Here is a 13,510-nt window from a genome sequence, read left to right as displayed (position 1 = left end):
ATCGGCCGTCCCCCAAGGGGACTTCCTTCGGGGCGCAGGGCAAGGAGTAAGGAGCGCTGCGTGGCCGCGCCACGTGAGCGACGCACGACGCCGCCATGCGGCCGATAGCGGGCATTCCCCTGGAATGGAATTCAGAACTGGGGTTGCCGCGAGAAGGGCCGCTCGCAAGGATTGCGACGCCGCGAATACTCGACGTATTCGCAAGGAGCATGACGCAGCGAGCGGCCCTTCTCGCGGCAACGCACGTGCGTTCCATATGTAAACAGACCCTAGCCGCTCTTCTTCTTGCGGCCGGCGCCCATTTCCAGGTCGATCCACGTCGGCGCGTGGTCGCTGGCATGCGGTTCGCCGCGCACCCAACGGTCGACGCCCGCATCGCGCAGGCGCGGCGCGAGGTCGGCGCTCAGCAGCAGATGATCGATGCGCAGCCCCGAATTCGTATCCCAATGACGGCGGAAATAATCCCAGAACGTGTACACGCGTTCGTCGCCGAAATGCGTGCGCAGCGCATCGGTCCAGCCTTGCGCGAGCAGCCTGCGATAACGCTCGCGGCTCTCCGGCTGCAGCAGCGCGTCCTTTAGCCACGAGCGCGGGTTGTAGATGTCTTCGTCGGTCGGCACGACGTTGAAGTCCCCAGCGATTACGACCGGGTGGCCGCTCTGGTAGAGCTGCGCCGCATGCGCGATCAGATGATCGAACCACGCGAGCTTGTAGTCGAACTTGGGGCCGGGCTGCGGATTGCCGTTCGGCAGGTACAAACACACGATCAGCACGCCGCCGACCGCGGCCTCGATGTAACGGCTATGCGTGTCGTCTTCGAAACCGGGCAGACCGCGCCGACGTTCGAGCGGTGCGTCGCCTTTGGCCAGAATCGCCACACCGTTCCATGCGCTCTGGCCTTGCCACACGGCGCCATAACCGGCGTCGCGCAATGCGTCGACTGGAAATGCGCTATCCACCGCCTTCAGTTCCTGCAGGCACACGACGTCCGGCGCCTCGCGCTCGAGCCATTGCAATAGCGCCGCCTGCCGCGAGCGGATACCGTTGATGTTGAACGTCGCAATGCGCAGCTTCGCCATGATCATCCCTCCCTCGCCTATTGCTCCGCGACGTCGCGATACCCGGTCGCCCGCGAACGCGCGCGGCCATCAGGGTGTTGTCCCCGATCGGTTTTGCTCATAGCACCGACTCCATTTTGGCCCGGTTGGCCCGTTCCAAATTTATCACCCGCAAAGCGGACATTTTCCATCCAGTTCAAACCTGTCGACATCTGCGGTGAAGCTACCCGTAAGTCTGACGATTCCCGGATGTCCGCCGCCGATCGATTTGCTGCGAGGCATCCTCGCAGCCTGCCGGGCGCGTTGAGCCCGGAGGTCGATTTCGCATTTTCCCCGTTGCAACGTGCAACTTTTGCCCGTGTTTGCGCGGCTCCAGCCGGGCTCCATCGCGGTCATTGCGCATATTGGCCTGCCTTTATTGCGCAGATCGGCTTTGCGCTTGCAGCGAGTTTTTAATACCGTGTTAGCTGCAACGGCATTCAAATTGCTGCGCAATAGTTTTGTTTCAACGCGATGCGTTGGACATCGACGCGTCGTCAGCCTGCATTGACCTTTCAGTGGAGTCAACAGTCGTCATGACCACGCCTACAGAATGTCAGCATTGCGGGGACGCCCCCGCATCAGAGTCCACCGCCGAGCCCACCACCACCACGCCTTCCCAACCGTCACGACGTCGCTTCCTGCAATCGGCGGCGGCCGCCGCGACGATCGGTGCGGCGCCGCATCTGCGCGCGCAAACGCAAGCGTCGGCGCCCGCCTCACCCGCGCCGCCAGGCAACCCCGTGGTGCCGCCGCGCCCCATCACGTTGACCGTCAACGGCCGCGCGTACACGCTGCAGCTCGAACCGCGCGTGACGCTGCTCGACGCGTTGCGCGAATACGCGGGTCTGATGGGCACGAAGAAAGGCTGCGACCGCGGTCAATGCGGCGCCTGCACGGTGCTCGTCGACGGCCGCCGCATCAACTCGTGTCTGACGCTCGCGGTCATGCACGCAGGCGAGAACATCACGACCGTCGAAGGACTCGCGAGCAACGGCGCGTTGAGTCCGGTGCAGGCCGCGTTCATCGAACACGATGCGTTCCAGTGCGGCTACTGTACGCCCGGGCAGTTGTGCTCGGCGACCGCCCTGCTCAGCGAATTCCGCAACGGCACGGCGAGCACCGTGACCGCCGACGTGCGCGCGCGTCCCGCCGCGCTCACCGACGACGAAATCCGCGAACGCATGAGCGGCAACATCTGCCGCTGCGGGGCGTACGTGAACATCGTCGCCGCGGTCCGCGCCGCGCACGACAACGCCTGACGGAGACCGACATGGATGCGATCTCCTACGAACGCGCCGGCGACATCGCCAGCGCGGTGCGCGCCGCGCAACAGCCGGGCGCGGTATTCATCGGCGGCGGCACGAATCTGCTCGATCTGATGAAGGGCGGCGTCGCGCGGCCGGTGCGGCTGATCGATATCACGCACATCGGCGGCCTCGACTCGGTGACGACGCTGCCCGGCGGCGGCATCCGCATCGGCGCGCTGGTGCGCAACAGCGACGCGGCCAATCACGCGCTGGTGCGCGAGCAGTACCCGCTGCTGTCGCAAGCGCTGCTCGCGGGCGCGTCGGCGCAGTTGCGCAACATGGCGACGGTCGGCGGCAATCTGCTGCAACGCACCCGCTGCGGCTACTTCTACGACACCGCGTTCACGCAGTGCAACAAGCGCCTGCCCGGCAGCGGCTGCGCGGCGCTCGACGGCCATAACCGCGCGCATGCGATCCTCGGCGCGAGCCCGCAATGCATTGCGGTCAACCCGTCGGATATGAGCGTCGCGCTGGCCGCGCTCGATGCGCTGGTGCGCGTGAGCGGCCCCAGCGGCGAGCGCACGATCGCGTTCGCCGATTTCCATCGGCTGCCGGGCGACCGGCCCGATGTCGATACCACCTTGCAGCCCGGTGAGCTGATCACCGCGGTCGATCTGCCGCCGCCGCTGTTCAGCGCGCATTCGCACTATCTGAAGGTGCGTGACCGCGCCAGCTACGCGTTCGCGCTCGTATCGGTCGCGGCCGCGTTGCAGATGGACGGCGAGCGTGTTCAGAGCGCGCGCATCGCGCTCGGCGGCGTCGCGCACAAACCATGGCGCGCGAACGTGGCCGAGCAGATGCTGAGCGGCCAGCCGCTCAGCCAGGCCACGCTGAAGAACGCCGCCGCGGCCGCGTTGAGCGGCGCGCAGCCGCGCCACGACAACGCGTTCAAGGTGCAGCTCGCGCAGCGCGCGATCGTGCGTGCGGTCAATCAGGCAGCCGGCAACGCGGGAGGTGTCGCATGAATCTGATCGGACAACCGCTTGATCGCGTCGACGGACTGCTGAAGGTGACCGGCGACGCGCGTTATGCAGCCGAATTCCCTGGGGCGCGCCTCGCGCATGCGGTGCTCGTGACGAGCACGATCGCGGCCGGCACGATCGCGTCGATCGATGCGAGCCGCGCCGAGGCCGTGCCCGGCGTGCTGCTCGTGATGACCTACCAGAACGCGCCGCGCCTGCCGAATGGCGGCCGGCCCGCGCTCGCGCCGCCGGCCGGCCGGCATCTGTCGCTTCTGCAGGATAACGAAGTGCACTACAGCAACGAGCCGGTCGCGGTGGTCGTCGCCGATACGCTCGAACATGCGGCCGATGCCGCTCGCCAGTTGCGCATCGCCTATCAGCCGGGCGCCGCGGCGCTCGACTTCGAGCAGGCGAAGGCGCACGCGCATGCGCCGGACAAGCCGCAGGGCCGCCAGACCGACACGCAGCGCGGCAGCTTCGAGGACGGCATGCAAAGCGGCGACGTGCATATCGAAGCGACCTATACGACGCCGATCGAGCACCACAACCCGATGGAGCCCCACGCGACGATGGCGCAATGGGACGGCCCGCAGTTGACGGTCTACGACTCGACGCAGGGCGTGAGCGGCGCCGCGCAGGTGCTCGCGAAGACGTTCGCCATCCCTGTGTCCGACGTGCGCGTGATCTCGCCGCTGATCGGCGGCGGCTTCGGCTGCAAGGGCTCGTCGTGGTCGCACGTGTCGCTGTGCGCGATGGCCGCGCGGCAAACCGGGCGGCCCGTGCGGCTCGCGCTCGAACGCCCGCAGATGTTCGGCCCGGTCGGCGCGCGGCCGCGCACCGAGCAGCACTTCGTGATCGCCGCGCGGCATGACGGCACGCTGAGCGCGATGCGTCACGACAGCATCTCGAACACGTCGATGATCGAAGACTGGACCGAGACCTGCTGCATGGTCACGCGCATGCTGTACGCGGTGCCCAACCAGATAACGACGCACCGGCTCGTGCAACTCAATGTCGGCACGCCGACCTTCATGCGCGCACCCGGAGAAACCACCGGCTCGTTCGCGCTCGAATCGGCGATGGACGAACTCGCCGTCGCGCTGAAGATGGACCCGCTCGCGCTGCGTCTGAAGAACTACGCGGACAGCGATCCGCAGGAGCACAAGCCGTGGTCGGGCAAGTCGCTGCGCGAGTGCTATCAGATCGGCGCCGAGAAGTTCGGCTGGTCGCGCCGCCCGCACGCGCCACGTTCGAGACGCGACGGCAACACGCTGATCGGCATGGGCATGGCGACCGCAACCTATCCGGCCAACCGCAGCGAGGCGTCGGCGCTTGCGCGGATTCTGCCGGACGGCACCGCGGTGGTCGCATCGGGCACGCAGGACATCGGCACCGGCACCTACACGGTGATGACCCAGGTCGCCGCCGATGCGCTCGGCTTCACACCCGAGCAGATCCACTTCGCGCTCGGCGATTCGTCGCTGCCGCGCGCGCCGGTCTCGGGCGGCTCGCAGTCGGCGGCCAGCGTGTCGCCCGCGGTGCGCGACGCGGCGAGCCAGGCGCGCAGCCAGCTGATCGCGCTGGCGCTTGCCGATGCGGCGTCGCCCGTGCACGGCCTGCCGCTCGATGACGTCACCGTCGCAAGCGGCTGGGTCGTGAGCCGCTCGCAACCGGGCAAGCGCGATCCGGCCGCGGCGATCATCGCGCGCGCGGGCGGCAAGCCGATCGAGGCGAGCGCGACCGTGAAGCCCGGCGACGAGAAGCAGAAGTACTCGTTCCACTCGTTCGGCGCGGTGTTCGTCGAGGTCCACGTCGACGCCGAGCTCGGCACGATCCGCGTGCCGCGCGTGGTCGCGGTGTACGACGTGGGCCGCGTGCTGAACCAGAAGACCGCGCGCAGCCAGATGATGGGCGGCATCGTATGGGGCATCGGCGCGGCGCTGCAGGAGGAAAGCACGCTCGATGCGCGCTTCGGACGCTTCACGAACGCGAACCTCGCCGAGTATCACGTGCCGGTGAATGCCGATATCGGCACGCTCGACATCACCTTCATCGACCGGCCCGATCCTCATATCAACTCGCTCGGCGTGCGCGGTATCGGCGAGATCGGCATCACGGCCGTGGTGGCCGCGATCGCGAACGCGGTGTACAACGCGACCGGCGTGCGGGTGCGCGATCTGCCGATCACGCTGGACAAGGTGGTGCGGACCTGAACCGGCGGCAGTGCCGGAATTGGAGTGAAAGCGAAAGCGGCGGGCGGCTTGCATCGGGCGTGCCTTGTCGCTTGCTTCGCGCCCCGTTGCATCGCACAATCGGGGGCATTCCTGTCTACCGGTATCCGCCGATGGCCTACGCCTCGCTCGCCACTGGTGTGTTGCTCGCCGCCGGTCTCGGCTCGCGCTTCGATCCGCACGGGCTGCACAACAAACTGCTCGCACGTATGCCCGACGGCACGCCGGTTGCGCATGAAGCCGCGCATCGGCTGCTGCGGGTCGTGACGCGGGTGCTCGCTGTCGTGCGGCCGGGCTCCGACGCGCTCGCCCGCGCGCTGAACGATGCCGGCTGTGATGTCGTGTTTGCGGCGAGCGCCGAGCGCGGCATGGGCGCGAGCCTCGCCGCCGGTATCGAAGCGAGCGACGACGCCGAGGGCTGGATCGTCGCGCTCGCCGATATGCCGCGCATTGCGGTTCCGACGATCGAAGCGGTAGCCCGCGCGCTCGACAACGGCGCGCCGCTCGTCGCGCCGTTCTATGACGGCCAGCGCGGCCATCCGGTCGGCTTCGGCAGCGAGCATCGCGACGCGCTACTCGCGCTGGACGGCGACACCGGCGCGAAAGCACTGCTCAGGTCACACGCGCTGACGCGCATCGACGTCGACGATCCCGGCATTCTGCGCGACGTGGACACGCCGGACGATTTGCGCACGCTCTAGCCGCCAACATCAGCCTCGCCGAGACTGGCTGCCCGCAGCCGGTCGACATCGAGAATCTTGCCGGACAAGGAAAGGAACACTGATACGGCATGAAGCCCCTAGATTTGACGCGTTTCGATCTCAACCTGCTGGTTGTACTTGAGGCACTTTGGACCGAAAGGCACGTCGGCCGCGCCGCCGAACGACTGCATTTGTCCCAGTCCGCCACCAGCCACGCCTTATCGAGGCTGCGTACTGCCTTTGCTGATCAGCTGTTCATTCGTCACCCCCGCGGGATCGAGCCGACGCCGCTGGCCATCGAATTAATGCCGCGAGTGGCGGCGGTGCTCGAGTCGGTCAGGCTCGTCGCCAGTCCACGTGGCCCGTTCGATCCAGCTCGCGTGCAAGCGATGCTCTCAGTGGCAGCCACTGATCACGCCATATTGACCGTCATCGCCCCCGTTCTGGCCGGGGTCCAGGCCGCTGCGCCGGGTGTCGTGCTGAGGCTCAGGCCGGCCGATAGCGAATCCGCGCTGCGCATGTTGGACGCCGGCGATCTCGACATCGTGCTAGGGTCCGGCTCCTTTGCCCAGATCCCGCAGCGTTTCGATTGCCAGCTTGTCCACAAGGAGCGTTTCGTCGGCATTGCGCGCAAGGGGCACCCGGCTCTGGTCAAGCGAGGCAAGAAGCTGCACATGGAACTGGATGACTTCGCTCGGCTGCCGCACATTCTGGTCTCGCCGCGCGGCGATACGCGAGGCGCTGTCGACGATGCGCTGGAGGCCGTCGGTCGTACCCGCAAGGTGAGCGCGACCTGCCCCAGCTTTCTGGCTGCTCCTTTCATGGTTGGCGCTTCGCAATCGATTGCGGTTATCGCCGAGCGGGTCGCACTCCGGATGCAGGATCCCGCGCAACTGAGCCTTTTCGAGCTCCCCCTGGCGTTACCGAGCTGGGAGGTGCTTGTGATTCGAGCCCGAGGGCGCGCCAACGAACCCGCCGTTCAGTGGATTACCAACATGATGATCGCCCACTGAACATCGGCAGGGGCTTGCCGCGGTTGCAGCGACAAGGGGGCCATGAATCTCGTGCATCGACATGCTGTGTAAATGCCATTGGATCGAATACCTCGGGCCACATAGAGTTCGGTTGTCGATTATTCAACCGCTCGGAGTACCCCATGAGAACAGACCCCACCCTGGTCATGATCCCTTGCTTCGCAGGAGCGCCGTGGCAGCTCAACCAGTTGACCTGCTTGCAGGGTCGCCCGATGCGTACACTTCGTTTGCCGGACGACGTGTGCGAGCTGGAAACGTTGGCTGACTTCATCGCTGACCAGGTGAAGGACCTCGAGAGCTATGTGTTGGTTGGCGATTCGTATGGCGCGGTCTCCTCGATCGCGGTTGCGACGCGGCAGCCGAAGGGCCTGAAAGGCCTCGTGCTCTCTGGTGGTTTTGCCAGGAGCCCGATCGCTTCGCCCTTGCTCAAGACGCTGGCGGCGCTTGCACCGTTCTTCCCCGGGCCCTTTTATCGACAGCTAACTCTTTCATTCCACGCAGCGCAGTTGGCTTCGTCGTTTGACGCGGAGGGAGAGATACCCTGGTCAACCAGAAAGAGCCGCGACTTCTTCATCAGGGAGACGTCGCATAAGGCCTACGTCAATCGCATCCGCTCGATCGGGAAGACGGACTATACGGCCTTGCTCAAGAGGATCGACGTCCCCACGCTGATCCTGACTCCCGAGGAAGACAAGCTGATCGGCAAAGAAGCCGCGGGGGTCCTGCTGAACGGCATCAAGGGTTCGCAGGAAGTCGTCATGCCGCGCACCGGTCACATGTTCAGGTTTTCGCACCCGGGCGCCTACTCTCTCGAGATCAGAAAGTTTCTGGAGCGAGCGTCGCTATAAGGACTCGTGTTCGGAGAATTCGCGAAGTACACAAAAAACGTGCGCTTCAAGGGCCCTTGACGGCGGCGCGCGACTAGCCGGAAAGCCACGACCATCACTGGATGGACGGATCGAAAGTTCGATCCGCGGTCTTTCAGGCACGCGCTTTGCGCCCCGCAAGTTTCGCGCGCAAGCCGCGCCAATTGCGCCTAAGCTGAGGTGACGTCACGTTTTTTGCGCACGCGGCGCCTTGACGACCGGCAGCCTCGATGCCTCATCCGTGCCGCCTCGAATCCCCACACGCAAGCCCATGAGCGAAACCACTCCACGCCTTTTCATCGTCTCGCCCCATTTCGACGACGCCGTCTTCAGTTGCGGCGCCTTGCTCGCCGCCCATCCTGACGCCGCTGTCTGCACCGTGTTCGCCGCGCCGCCCGAACACGACATGCACACGGAGTGGGACTTAAAAGCGGGCTTCGCGAACGCCCATGAAGCGGTCCGCGAACGCACGATCGAAGACAACCGCGCGCTCGAAGTGCTCGACGCGATCCCGCTGCGCATGCCGTTTCGCGACAGCCAGTACGCCGACTCGCCGTCGATCAGCCAGATGGCCGCGGCGCTGGAGGAAACGATTTACCGCACGACCGTGAACACGCTGCTGATGCCGCTTGGCCTGCATCACGACGATCACGCGCGGGTATTCGAAGCGTGCTGCGAGATCCTGCCGCGGCTCACGCATCTGGACTGGTTCGGTTACGAGGAAGCGATTCACCGGCTCACGCCGGGCGCGGTGCAGGCGCGGCTCGCCGATCTCGCGCAGCGCGGCATCGTCGCGACGCCGGCAACGCCGAGCGCGGGCCACACGATCGACGTGCAGCGCCGCGCGCATCTGAAACGCGAAGCGGTCAACGCGTACGCGAGCCAGTTGCGGGCGTTCGGCGCCGGCAACTACGACGACGTGTTCGCGATCGAGCGCTACTGGCAGCTCAGCGCCGGCCGCAAACGCGCGAAGAAATAGCAAAAAGGAGCGAGCAGGAAGCGCGGCGAGCGCCTACGCTTGAAGACAGATAGCCGACGCGGCGGCACACATCGGCGGTATCAAGCCGCTTCGGCCGGACCCGCGCATTTCAACCGCAAGGGTGACGCAATGAGCTACGACATGCACACCAGCCCGATTCCCGACCCGAACGCCGATCCGAACCGCGACCCGGAAGCCGACCCGCTCGTGCCGCCGTCGCCGGGGCATCATGTCGAGGAGCCGCAGCGGCCTGACGGGCCGCCGGACAAGGATCCAGTGTAAGGGAGCCGTGAGCGGCGCGGTCGCGGCGCGCCGCTCGGCGCAGCGTCAGCGCATCAAGTCGCTGAAGCCCTGCAGCAGGCGGTCGATATCGGCCGCGTGAATGTTGCCCATCGTCGAGATGCGGAACAGCTCGGCCGACAGCCCGCCCTGGCCCGCATAGATCACGAAGCCGCGCGCCTTCAGCGCGTCGTGCAGTTGCGGATACGCGATACCGTTGGGCAAGCGGTACGCGCGCAACACCACCGACGACTGCCCGGCCGGCAACACACTGTCGATGCCGCGCGCCGCCAGCCCAGCGCGCACCTGCTCGGCAAGCGCCGCATAGCGCGCGTGACGCGCGCGCCAGCCGCCTTCGTCGGCCAGCTCACGCAGCGCCTCGACCAGCGCGTAATACGCGTGCACCGACGGCGTAAACGGCGTGTTGCGCTGATCCTGCAAACGCGCGAGCCGCGCGAGATCGAGGTAGTACGTGCGGCTCGCCGCGCGTGCGAGCGCCGCGCGCCGCACCAGCACGAACGACGCGCCCGGCACGCCATGCAGGCACTTGTTGGCGGTCGCCGCGAGCGCGTCGAGGCTCGCGTCCGCGAAATCAATCGTTTCGGCGCCGAAGCTGCTGACACCGTCCACCAGCAGACGCAGGCCGCGCTCGCGACACACGGCGCCGAGCGCCGCGATGTCGTTCAGACGGCCGGTGGTCGTTTCATGATGAATCACCGCGACGTGCGTGAACGACTTGTCGGCGTCGAGCCGTTCGGCGATCTTCGCCAGATCGGGCGCGTCCATCCAGTCGTGCTTCAGCGCTTCGTGCGCGATGCCGTATTGCGCGGCGATCTGCGCGATACGCTCGCCGTACACACCGTTTTCGACGACCAGCAGTTTGCCGTTGTGCGGCACCAGCGCGGCCGTCATGCTTTCGACCGCGGCCGTGCCGGAGCCGGTCATCAGTACTGCCTGCCATTCGTTTGGGTCGAGCCCGTACACGTCGACGAGACGCGTGCGCGCCTCTTCCTGGAGATCGAAAAACTCGCTCTCGCGATGGCACAGATCCGTCTGCAACAGGCTGTTGCGGACACGTTCGGTGAGCGTCACCGGGCCGGGGTTGAGCAGCAGCATGGGCGCTCCTGTTGGCGTTGGGTTCAGATCGCGCCGATGTGGCGCATCAGGCGCGTCTTCACATCGGGCGGCGTAATGGTCGGGCGCGGCAGGCCGTCGGGCGTGCCGCGGCGGATCGTCAGGCGCGCGAAGCACGGCCCGTCGAGCGGCGGCGCCGCGAACAGTTCGTCGATGATCGCGGGATCGTCGCTCTCGAGCGCCGACGCGTAACCGCACGCGGCCGCCACGCCCGCGAACGACACCTGCGACGATACCGTCGCCTGGCCGCCGGTCGAGTCGTGCGCGCCGTTATCGAGCAGCACGTGCGTGAGGTTCGACGGGCCGTACGCGCCGAGCGTCGCGAACACGCCCATGCGCATCAGTGCGGCGCCGTCGCCGTCGAGCGCGACCACGCGCAGATCGGGGCGCGCGAGCGCGAGGCCGAGCGCGAGCGGCGTCACGCAGCCCATCGAGCCGACCATGTATAGCTGGTTCGCGCGATCGTCGATCGCATAGAGTTCGCGGCCGCAAAAACCGGTCGACGCGAGCACCACCGTGGAGTCGAGCGGCGTATGCGCGATCACCTTTTGCAGCGCGTCGTGGCGCGTCGCGAGTTCGTTCGCGGCGCTGTCGCGAAACCGCGCGCGAGGCTCGACCGGCGTGCGCCGCCTGGGCGCGCCGCCGTCCCTCAGTTCATACGGCGCAACGCTGCCCTTCTGCATCACGAGCGCGTACGGACGGCCGGTTGCGTCCATGTGCGCGATCGCGCGATCGAGCGCCGGACCGATCGCGTCGGCCTCGGTCGGGAACGTCTCCCACGGAATTTCCATCGTGTCGAGCATCGCCGGCGTGATCGGGCCCATCAGCGCGTGCTGCGGCTCGTCGGCGACGCCGGGCTGGCCGCGCCACGTGACGATCAGCAGTTGCGGCAGGCGGAAGGTCCACGTCAGCGACGTCAGCGGGCTGACCGCGTTGCCGAGCCCGGAGTTCTGCATCATCGTGATGCCGCGCCGGCCGTTTTTCGCGCCGAGCGTAACGCCGGCGATCAGCGCGACCGCGTCGCCCTCGTTGGCCGCCGACACGTAGTGCAGCGATTCGTCCTGCAGCACGTAGTTGATGAACGGCGTCAGATACGAGCACGGCACGCCCGCGTACCAGTCGAAACCGCGCTCGCGCGCCGCCTCGACGAACTGTGCTGCTTCGATCATTGCGCGCCTCCGTGTGCATCGTTCGTCGTCGCCCCGCCGCCGACGGCCGTCGCGAACGGCGCCTGCGCGTGCGCGAAGTCGCCCGCGCGGCGGAAATCGTCGAGATCGTTGACGCCGCGCCAGTGCCCGTGCACGTATTGCACCTCGATCGACTCGCCCGCTTCGATCAACGCGTTCAGCAGCGCGGGCATGTCGAGCGACGCGAAATCGTCGCGCGTGCGCAACTCGCGCATGACCGCCCGCAGGCGCTCGCGACCCGCGCCGCGCACGTTCAGCAGACCCACCCAGCGGCCATGCGGCACTGGGGCGACGCCCGCCGCCGACGACTGCTCCCGCCCGCTCGCGACATGCCGCAGCACGATCTTGTTGCCGAACAGACCGCGGTCGTCGGCGGCCGAGCACCACGCGAAATCGCGCACGCTCGCGTTCTCCGCATCGGTCTGCGACGAATCGACGACTACGCTGAACGCGGCCTCGCTTTCCACCAGATCGCGCAGGATGTAGCTGCGAAACAGCAGGTCGCCGTACGAAATGACCGTGTCGCCGGTCAGGTGGTCGAGTGCGCACGCGAGCGAGGCAAGCTCGCCGGTCTGCGCGTGCTGCTCGTTGACCACGAGGCGGATGCCCGCGGTATCGATCGCGTCGGCGCGATAGCCGCCGACCACGGTGATGTCGTTGACGCCCTGCTTCTTGAACGCGTCGACGAGCCAGCGCAGCAGCGGTTTGCCGGCGATCGGCAGCATCACCTTCGGACGGTCCCCGGTCACCGCTTCAAGGCCTTTGCCGCGGCTCGCGGCGAGCACGACGGCCGAGCCGGCCGCGCGGCCGCTCGACAGATAGCGGTCTTCGGCTTCCGAATATTCGTCGGCGTTCTGCAAACGGAAGATTTCGTTGACGGCCGCGATGCTGTCCTCGACGTTGACGAGCGTCTGGCTCGAATGGATTTCCTTCGCGACGGCCTGCATCGCCGAGGTCGCCGCGCGGATCAGATGGTTCGCCCAGATCACGGTGCTGATGCCCGCTTCGCGGAACACCTCGGTCGGCGTGCTGTAGTACTTGGTCGGCACGATCACGAGCGGCGCGCGCCCGGCCCATTCGCGCGCGAATTCGAGAATCTCGTCGGGGCGCGACAGCTTGCTGTGAATCAGGATCGCATCGGCACCAGCTTGGGCGTACGCTTGCGCGCGGCGCAGCGCTTCGTCCATGCCCCAGCCCGCGATCAGCGCCTCGACGCGCGCGACGATCGAGAAATGCTCGTCGTTCTGCGAGTCCTTGCCCGCCTTGATCTTGCCGCAGAATTCGTCGATATCGGCAAGCGGCTGCGCCTCGCCGTTGATGAAGCTGTTGGTCTTCGGAAACTGCTTGTCCTCGATGCACACGCCGGAGATGCCGCGCTGTTCGAGCTTGCGCACGAGGCGGCGCACGTTGTTGAAGTTGCCGTAGCCGGTGTCGCCGTCGAGCAGGATTGGCAGATCGCTCGCGTCGGCCATGAATTCGAGCGTATCGACCACCTGCGTCCAGCTCGCCTCGTTGTTGTCGCGCACGCCGAACTGCGCGGAGATCGCGAGGCCCGAGCCCCAGATCGCCTTGAACCCAGCTTCGCGAACGATGCGCGCGGACAGGCCGTTATGCGCCTCCATCATGAATTCGAGTTCGCTGCTGACGAGCATCTGGCGCAGGCGCGCGCTGCGGGACTGGGAAACGAAAGCGGGATCGCGTGCATTCATTCTTCGGGACTCCTGGTGGCG

General features: G+C 66.8%; 12 protein-coding genes and 1 pseudogene. 9 read left to right on the top strand and 4 right to left on the bottom strand.

Translation table 11 applies throughout. The features are described 5' to 3' along the window. Positions 1 to 269: 269 nt before the first annotated feature. Complete coding sequence (xth, locus tag F6X39_RS31435) at positions 270 to 1,079, bottom strand: exodeoxyribonuclease III (protein ID WP_187619472.1); 810 nt, start codon at positions 1,077 to 1,079, stop codon at positions 270 to 272. A 202-nt stretch (positions 1,080 to 1,281) separates the two neighbouring features. Here xth and F6X39_RS37130 point away from each other — a divergent pair. The 9 genes and pseudogenes from F6X39_RS37130 to F6X39_RS31395 all read left to right on the top strand — a co-directional run. After that, positions 1,282 to 1,365, top strand: a pseudogene (locus F6X39_RS37130) (formate hydrogenlyase); the annotation flags it as partial. Positions 1,366 to 1,633: 268 nt separating this feature from the next. Then, positions 1,634 to 2,359 carry a (2Fe-2S)-binding protein gene (locus F6X39_RS31430; protein ID WP_262414881.1) on the top strand — a complete coding sequence of 242 codons (726 nt, stop codon included), beginning with the start codon at positions 1,634 to 1,636 and terminating at the stop codon, positions 2,357 to 2,359. A gap of 11 nt (positions 2,360 to 2,370) precedes the next feature. Beyond that, entirely contained in the window at positions 2,371 to 3,372 is a 1,002-nt protein-coding gene (locus F6X39_RS31425) for an FAD binding domain-containing protein (protein WP_187619471.1), read from the top strand. Continuing rightward, positions 3,369 to 5,582: a xanthine dehydrogenase family protein molybdopterin-binding subunit gene (locus tag F6X39_RS31420; protein WP_187619470.1), complete on the top strand. Its 2,214-nt coding sequence runs from the start codon at positions 3,369 to 3,371 to the stop codon at positions 5,580 to 5,582. Before F6X39_RS31425 ends, F6X39_RS31420 begins: the two co-directional genes overlap by 4 nt. Positions 5,583 to 5,713: 131 nt before the next feature. Continuing rightward, a complete protein-coding gene (locus tag F6X39_RS31415; RefSeq protein ID WP_187619469.1) occupies positions 5,714 to 6,301 on the top strand; it encodes an NTP transferase domain-containing protein in 588 nt (195 codons plus the stop codon). Between the two features lie 89 nt (positions 6,302 to 6,390). Further along, entirely contained in the window at positions 6,391 to 7,314 is a 924-nt protein-coding gene (locus tag F6X39_RS31410; protein ID WP_187619468.1) for a LysR family transcriptional regulator, read from the top strand. A gap of 143 nt (positions 7,315 to 7,457) precedes the next feature. Further along, positions 7,458 to 8,183, top strand: coding sequence for an alpha/beta fold hydrolase (locus tag F6X39_RS31405; RefSeq protein WP_187619467.1), 726 nt, complete (start codon positions 7,458 to 7,460; stop codon positions 8,181 to 8,183). Between the two features lie 289 nt (positions 8,184 to 8,472). Next, positions 8,473 to 9,180, top strand: coding sequence for a PIG-L deacetylase family protein (locus F6X39_RS31400; protein ID WP_187619466.1), 708 nt, complete (start codon positions 8,473 to 8,475; stop codon positions 9,178 to 9,180). Positions 9,181 to 9,321: 141 nt separating this feature from the next. After that, on the top strand, positions 9,322 to 9,462 hold the full coding sequence (locus F6X39_RS31395) for a hypothetical protein (RefSeq protein ID WP_167335679.1): 141 nt from the start codon (positions 9,322 to 9,324) through the stop codon (positions 9,460 to 9,462). 45 nt (positions 9,463 to 9,507) lie between these two features. Here the strand turns inward: F6X39_RS31395 and F6X39_RS31390 are convergent, their stop codons facing one another. The 3 genes from F6X39_RS31390 to aepX are packed head-to-tail and all read right to left on the bottom strand — an operon-like array spanning position 9,508 to position 13,489. Next, positions 9,508 to 10,575: a 2-aminoethylphosphonate aminotransferase gene (locus tag F6X39_RS31390; protein WP_187619465.1), complete on the bottom strand. Its 1,068-nt coding sequence runs from the start codon at positions 10,573 to 10,575 to the stop codon at positions 9,508 to 9,510. A 23-nt stretch (positions 10,576 to 10,598) separates the two neighbouring features. Then, complete coding sequence (gene aepY, locus F6X39_RS31385) at positions 10,599 to 11,762, bottom strand: phosphonopyruvate decarboxylase (protein ID WP_187619464.1); 1,164 nt, start codon at positions 11,760 to 11,762, stop codon at positions 10,599 to 10,601. After that, complete coding sequence (gene aepX, locus F6X39_RS31380; protein WP_187619463.1) at positions 11,759 to 13,489, bottom strand: phosphoenolpyruvate mutase; 1,731 nt, start codon at positions 13,487 to 13,489, stop codon at positions 11,759 to 11,761. The genes aepY and aepX overlap by 4 nt, the downstream gene beginning before the upstream one ends. Positions 13,490 to 13,510 lie beyond the last annotated feature (21 nt).

Origin of the sequence: Paraburkholderia sp. UCT2, assembly GCF_014397665.1 — a bacterium.
GTDB classification, from domain to species: Bacteria; Pseudomonadota; Gammaproteobacteria; order Burkholderiales; family Burkholderiaceae; genus Paraburkholderia; species Paraburkholderia tuberum.
The sequence above is the reverse complement of the archived record's forward strand: the minus strand, read 5'-3'. Positions and strand labels throughout refer to the sequence as shown.

Coding starts and splice junctions, on each gene's coding strand:
- aepY (WP_187619464.1), bottom strand. CDS start 11,762: ATGATCGAAGCAGCACAGTTCGTCGAGGCGGCGCGCGAGCGCGGTTTC.
- F6X39_RS31390 (WP_187619465.1), bottom strand. CDS start 10,575: ATGCTGCTGCTCAACCCCGGCCCGGTGACGCTCACCGAACGTGTCCGC.
- F6X39_RS31400 (WP_187619466.1), top strand. CDS start 8,473: ATGAGCGAAACCACTCCACGCCTTTTCATCGTCTCGCCCCATTTCGAC.
- F6X39_RS31425 (WP_187619471.1), top strand. CDS start 2,371: ATGGATGCGATCTCCTACGAACGCGCCGGCGACATCGCCAGCGCGGTG.
- F6X39_RS31405 (WP_187619467.1), top strand. CDS start 7,458: ATGAGAACAGACCCCACCCTGGTCATGATCCCTTGCTTCGCAGGAGCG.
- F6X39_RS31395 (WP_167335679.1), top strand. CDS start 9,322: ATGCACACCAGCCCGATTCCCGACCCGAACGCCGATCCGAACCGCGAC.
- aepX (WP_187619463.1), bottom strand. CDS start 13,489: ATGAATGCACGCGATCCCGCTTTCGTTTCCCAGTCCCGCAGCGCGCGC.
- F6X39_RS31410 (WP_187619468.1), top strand. CDS start 6,391: ATGAAGCCCCTAGATTTGACGCGTTTCGATCTCAACCTGCTGGTTGTA.
- F6X39_RS31415 (WP_187619469.1), top strand. CDS start 5,714: ATGGCCTACGCCTCGCTCGCCACTGGTGTGTTGCTCGCCGCCGGTCTC.
- F6X39_RS31430 (WP_262414881.1), top strand. CDS start 1,634: ATGACCACGCCTACAGAATGTCAGCATTGCGGGGACGCCCCCGCATCA.
- xth (WP_187619472.1), bottom strand. CDS start 1,079: ATGGCGAAGCTGCGCATTGCGACGTTCAACATCAACGGTATCCGCTCG.
- F6X39_RS31420 (WP_187619470.1), top strand. CDS start 3,369: ATGAATCTGATCGGACAACCGCTTGATCGCGTCGACGGACTGCTGAAG.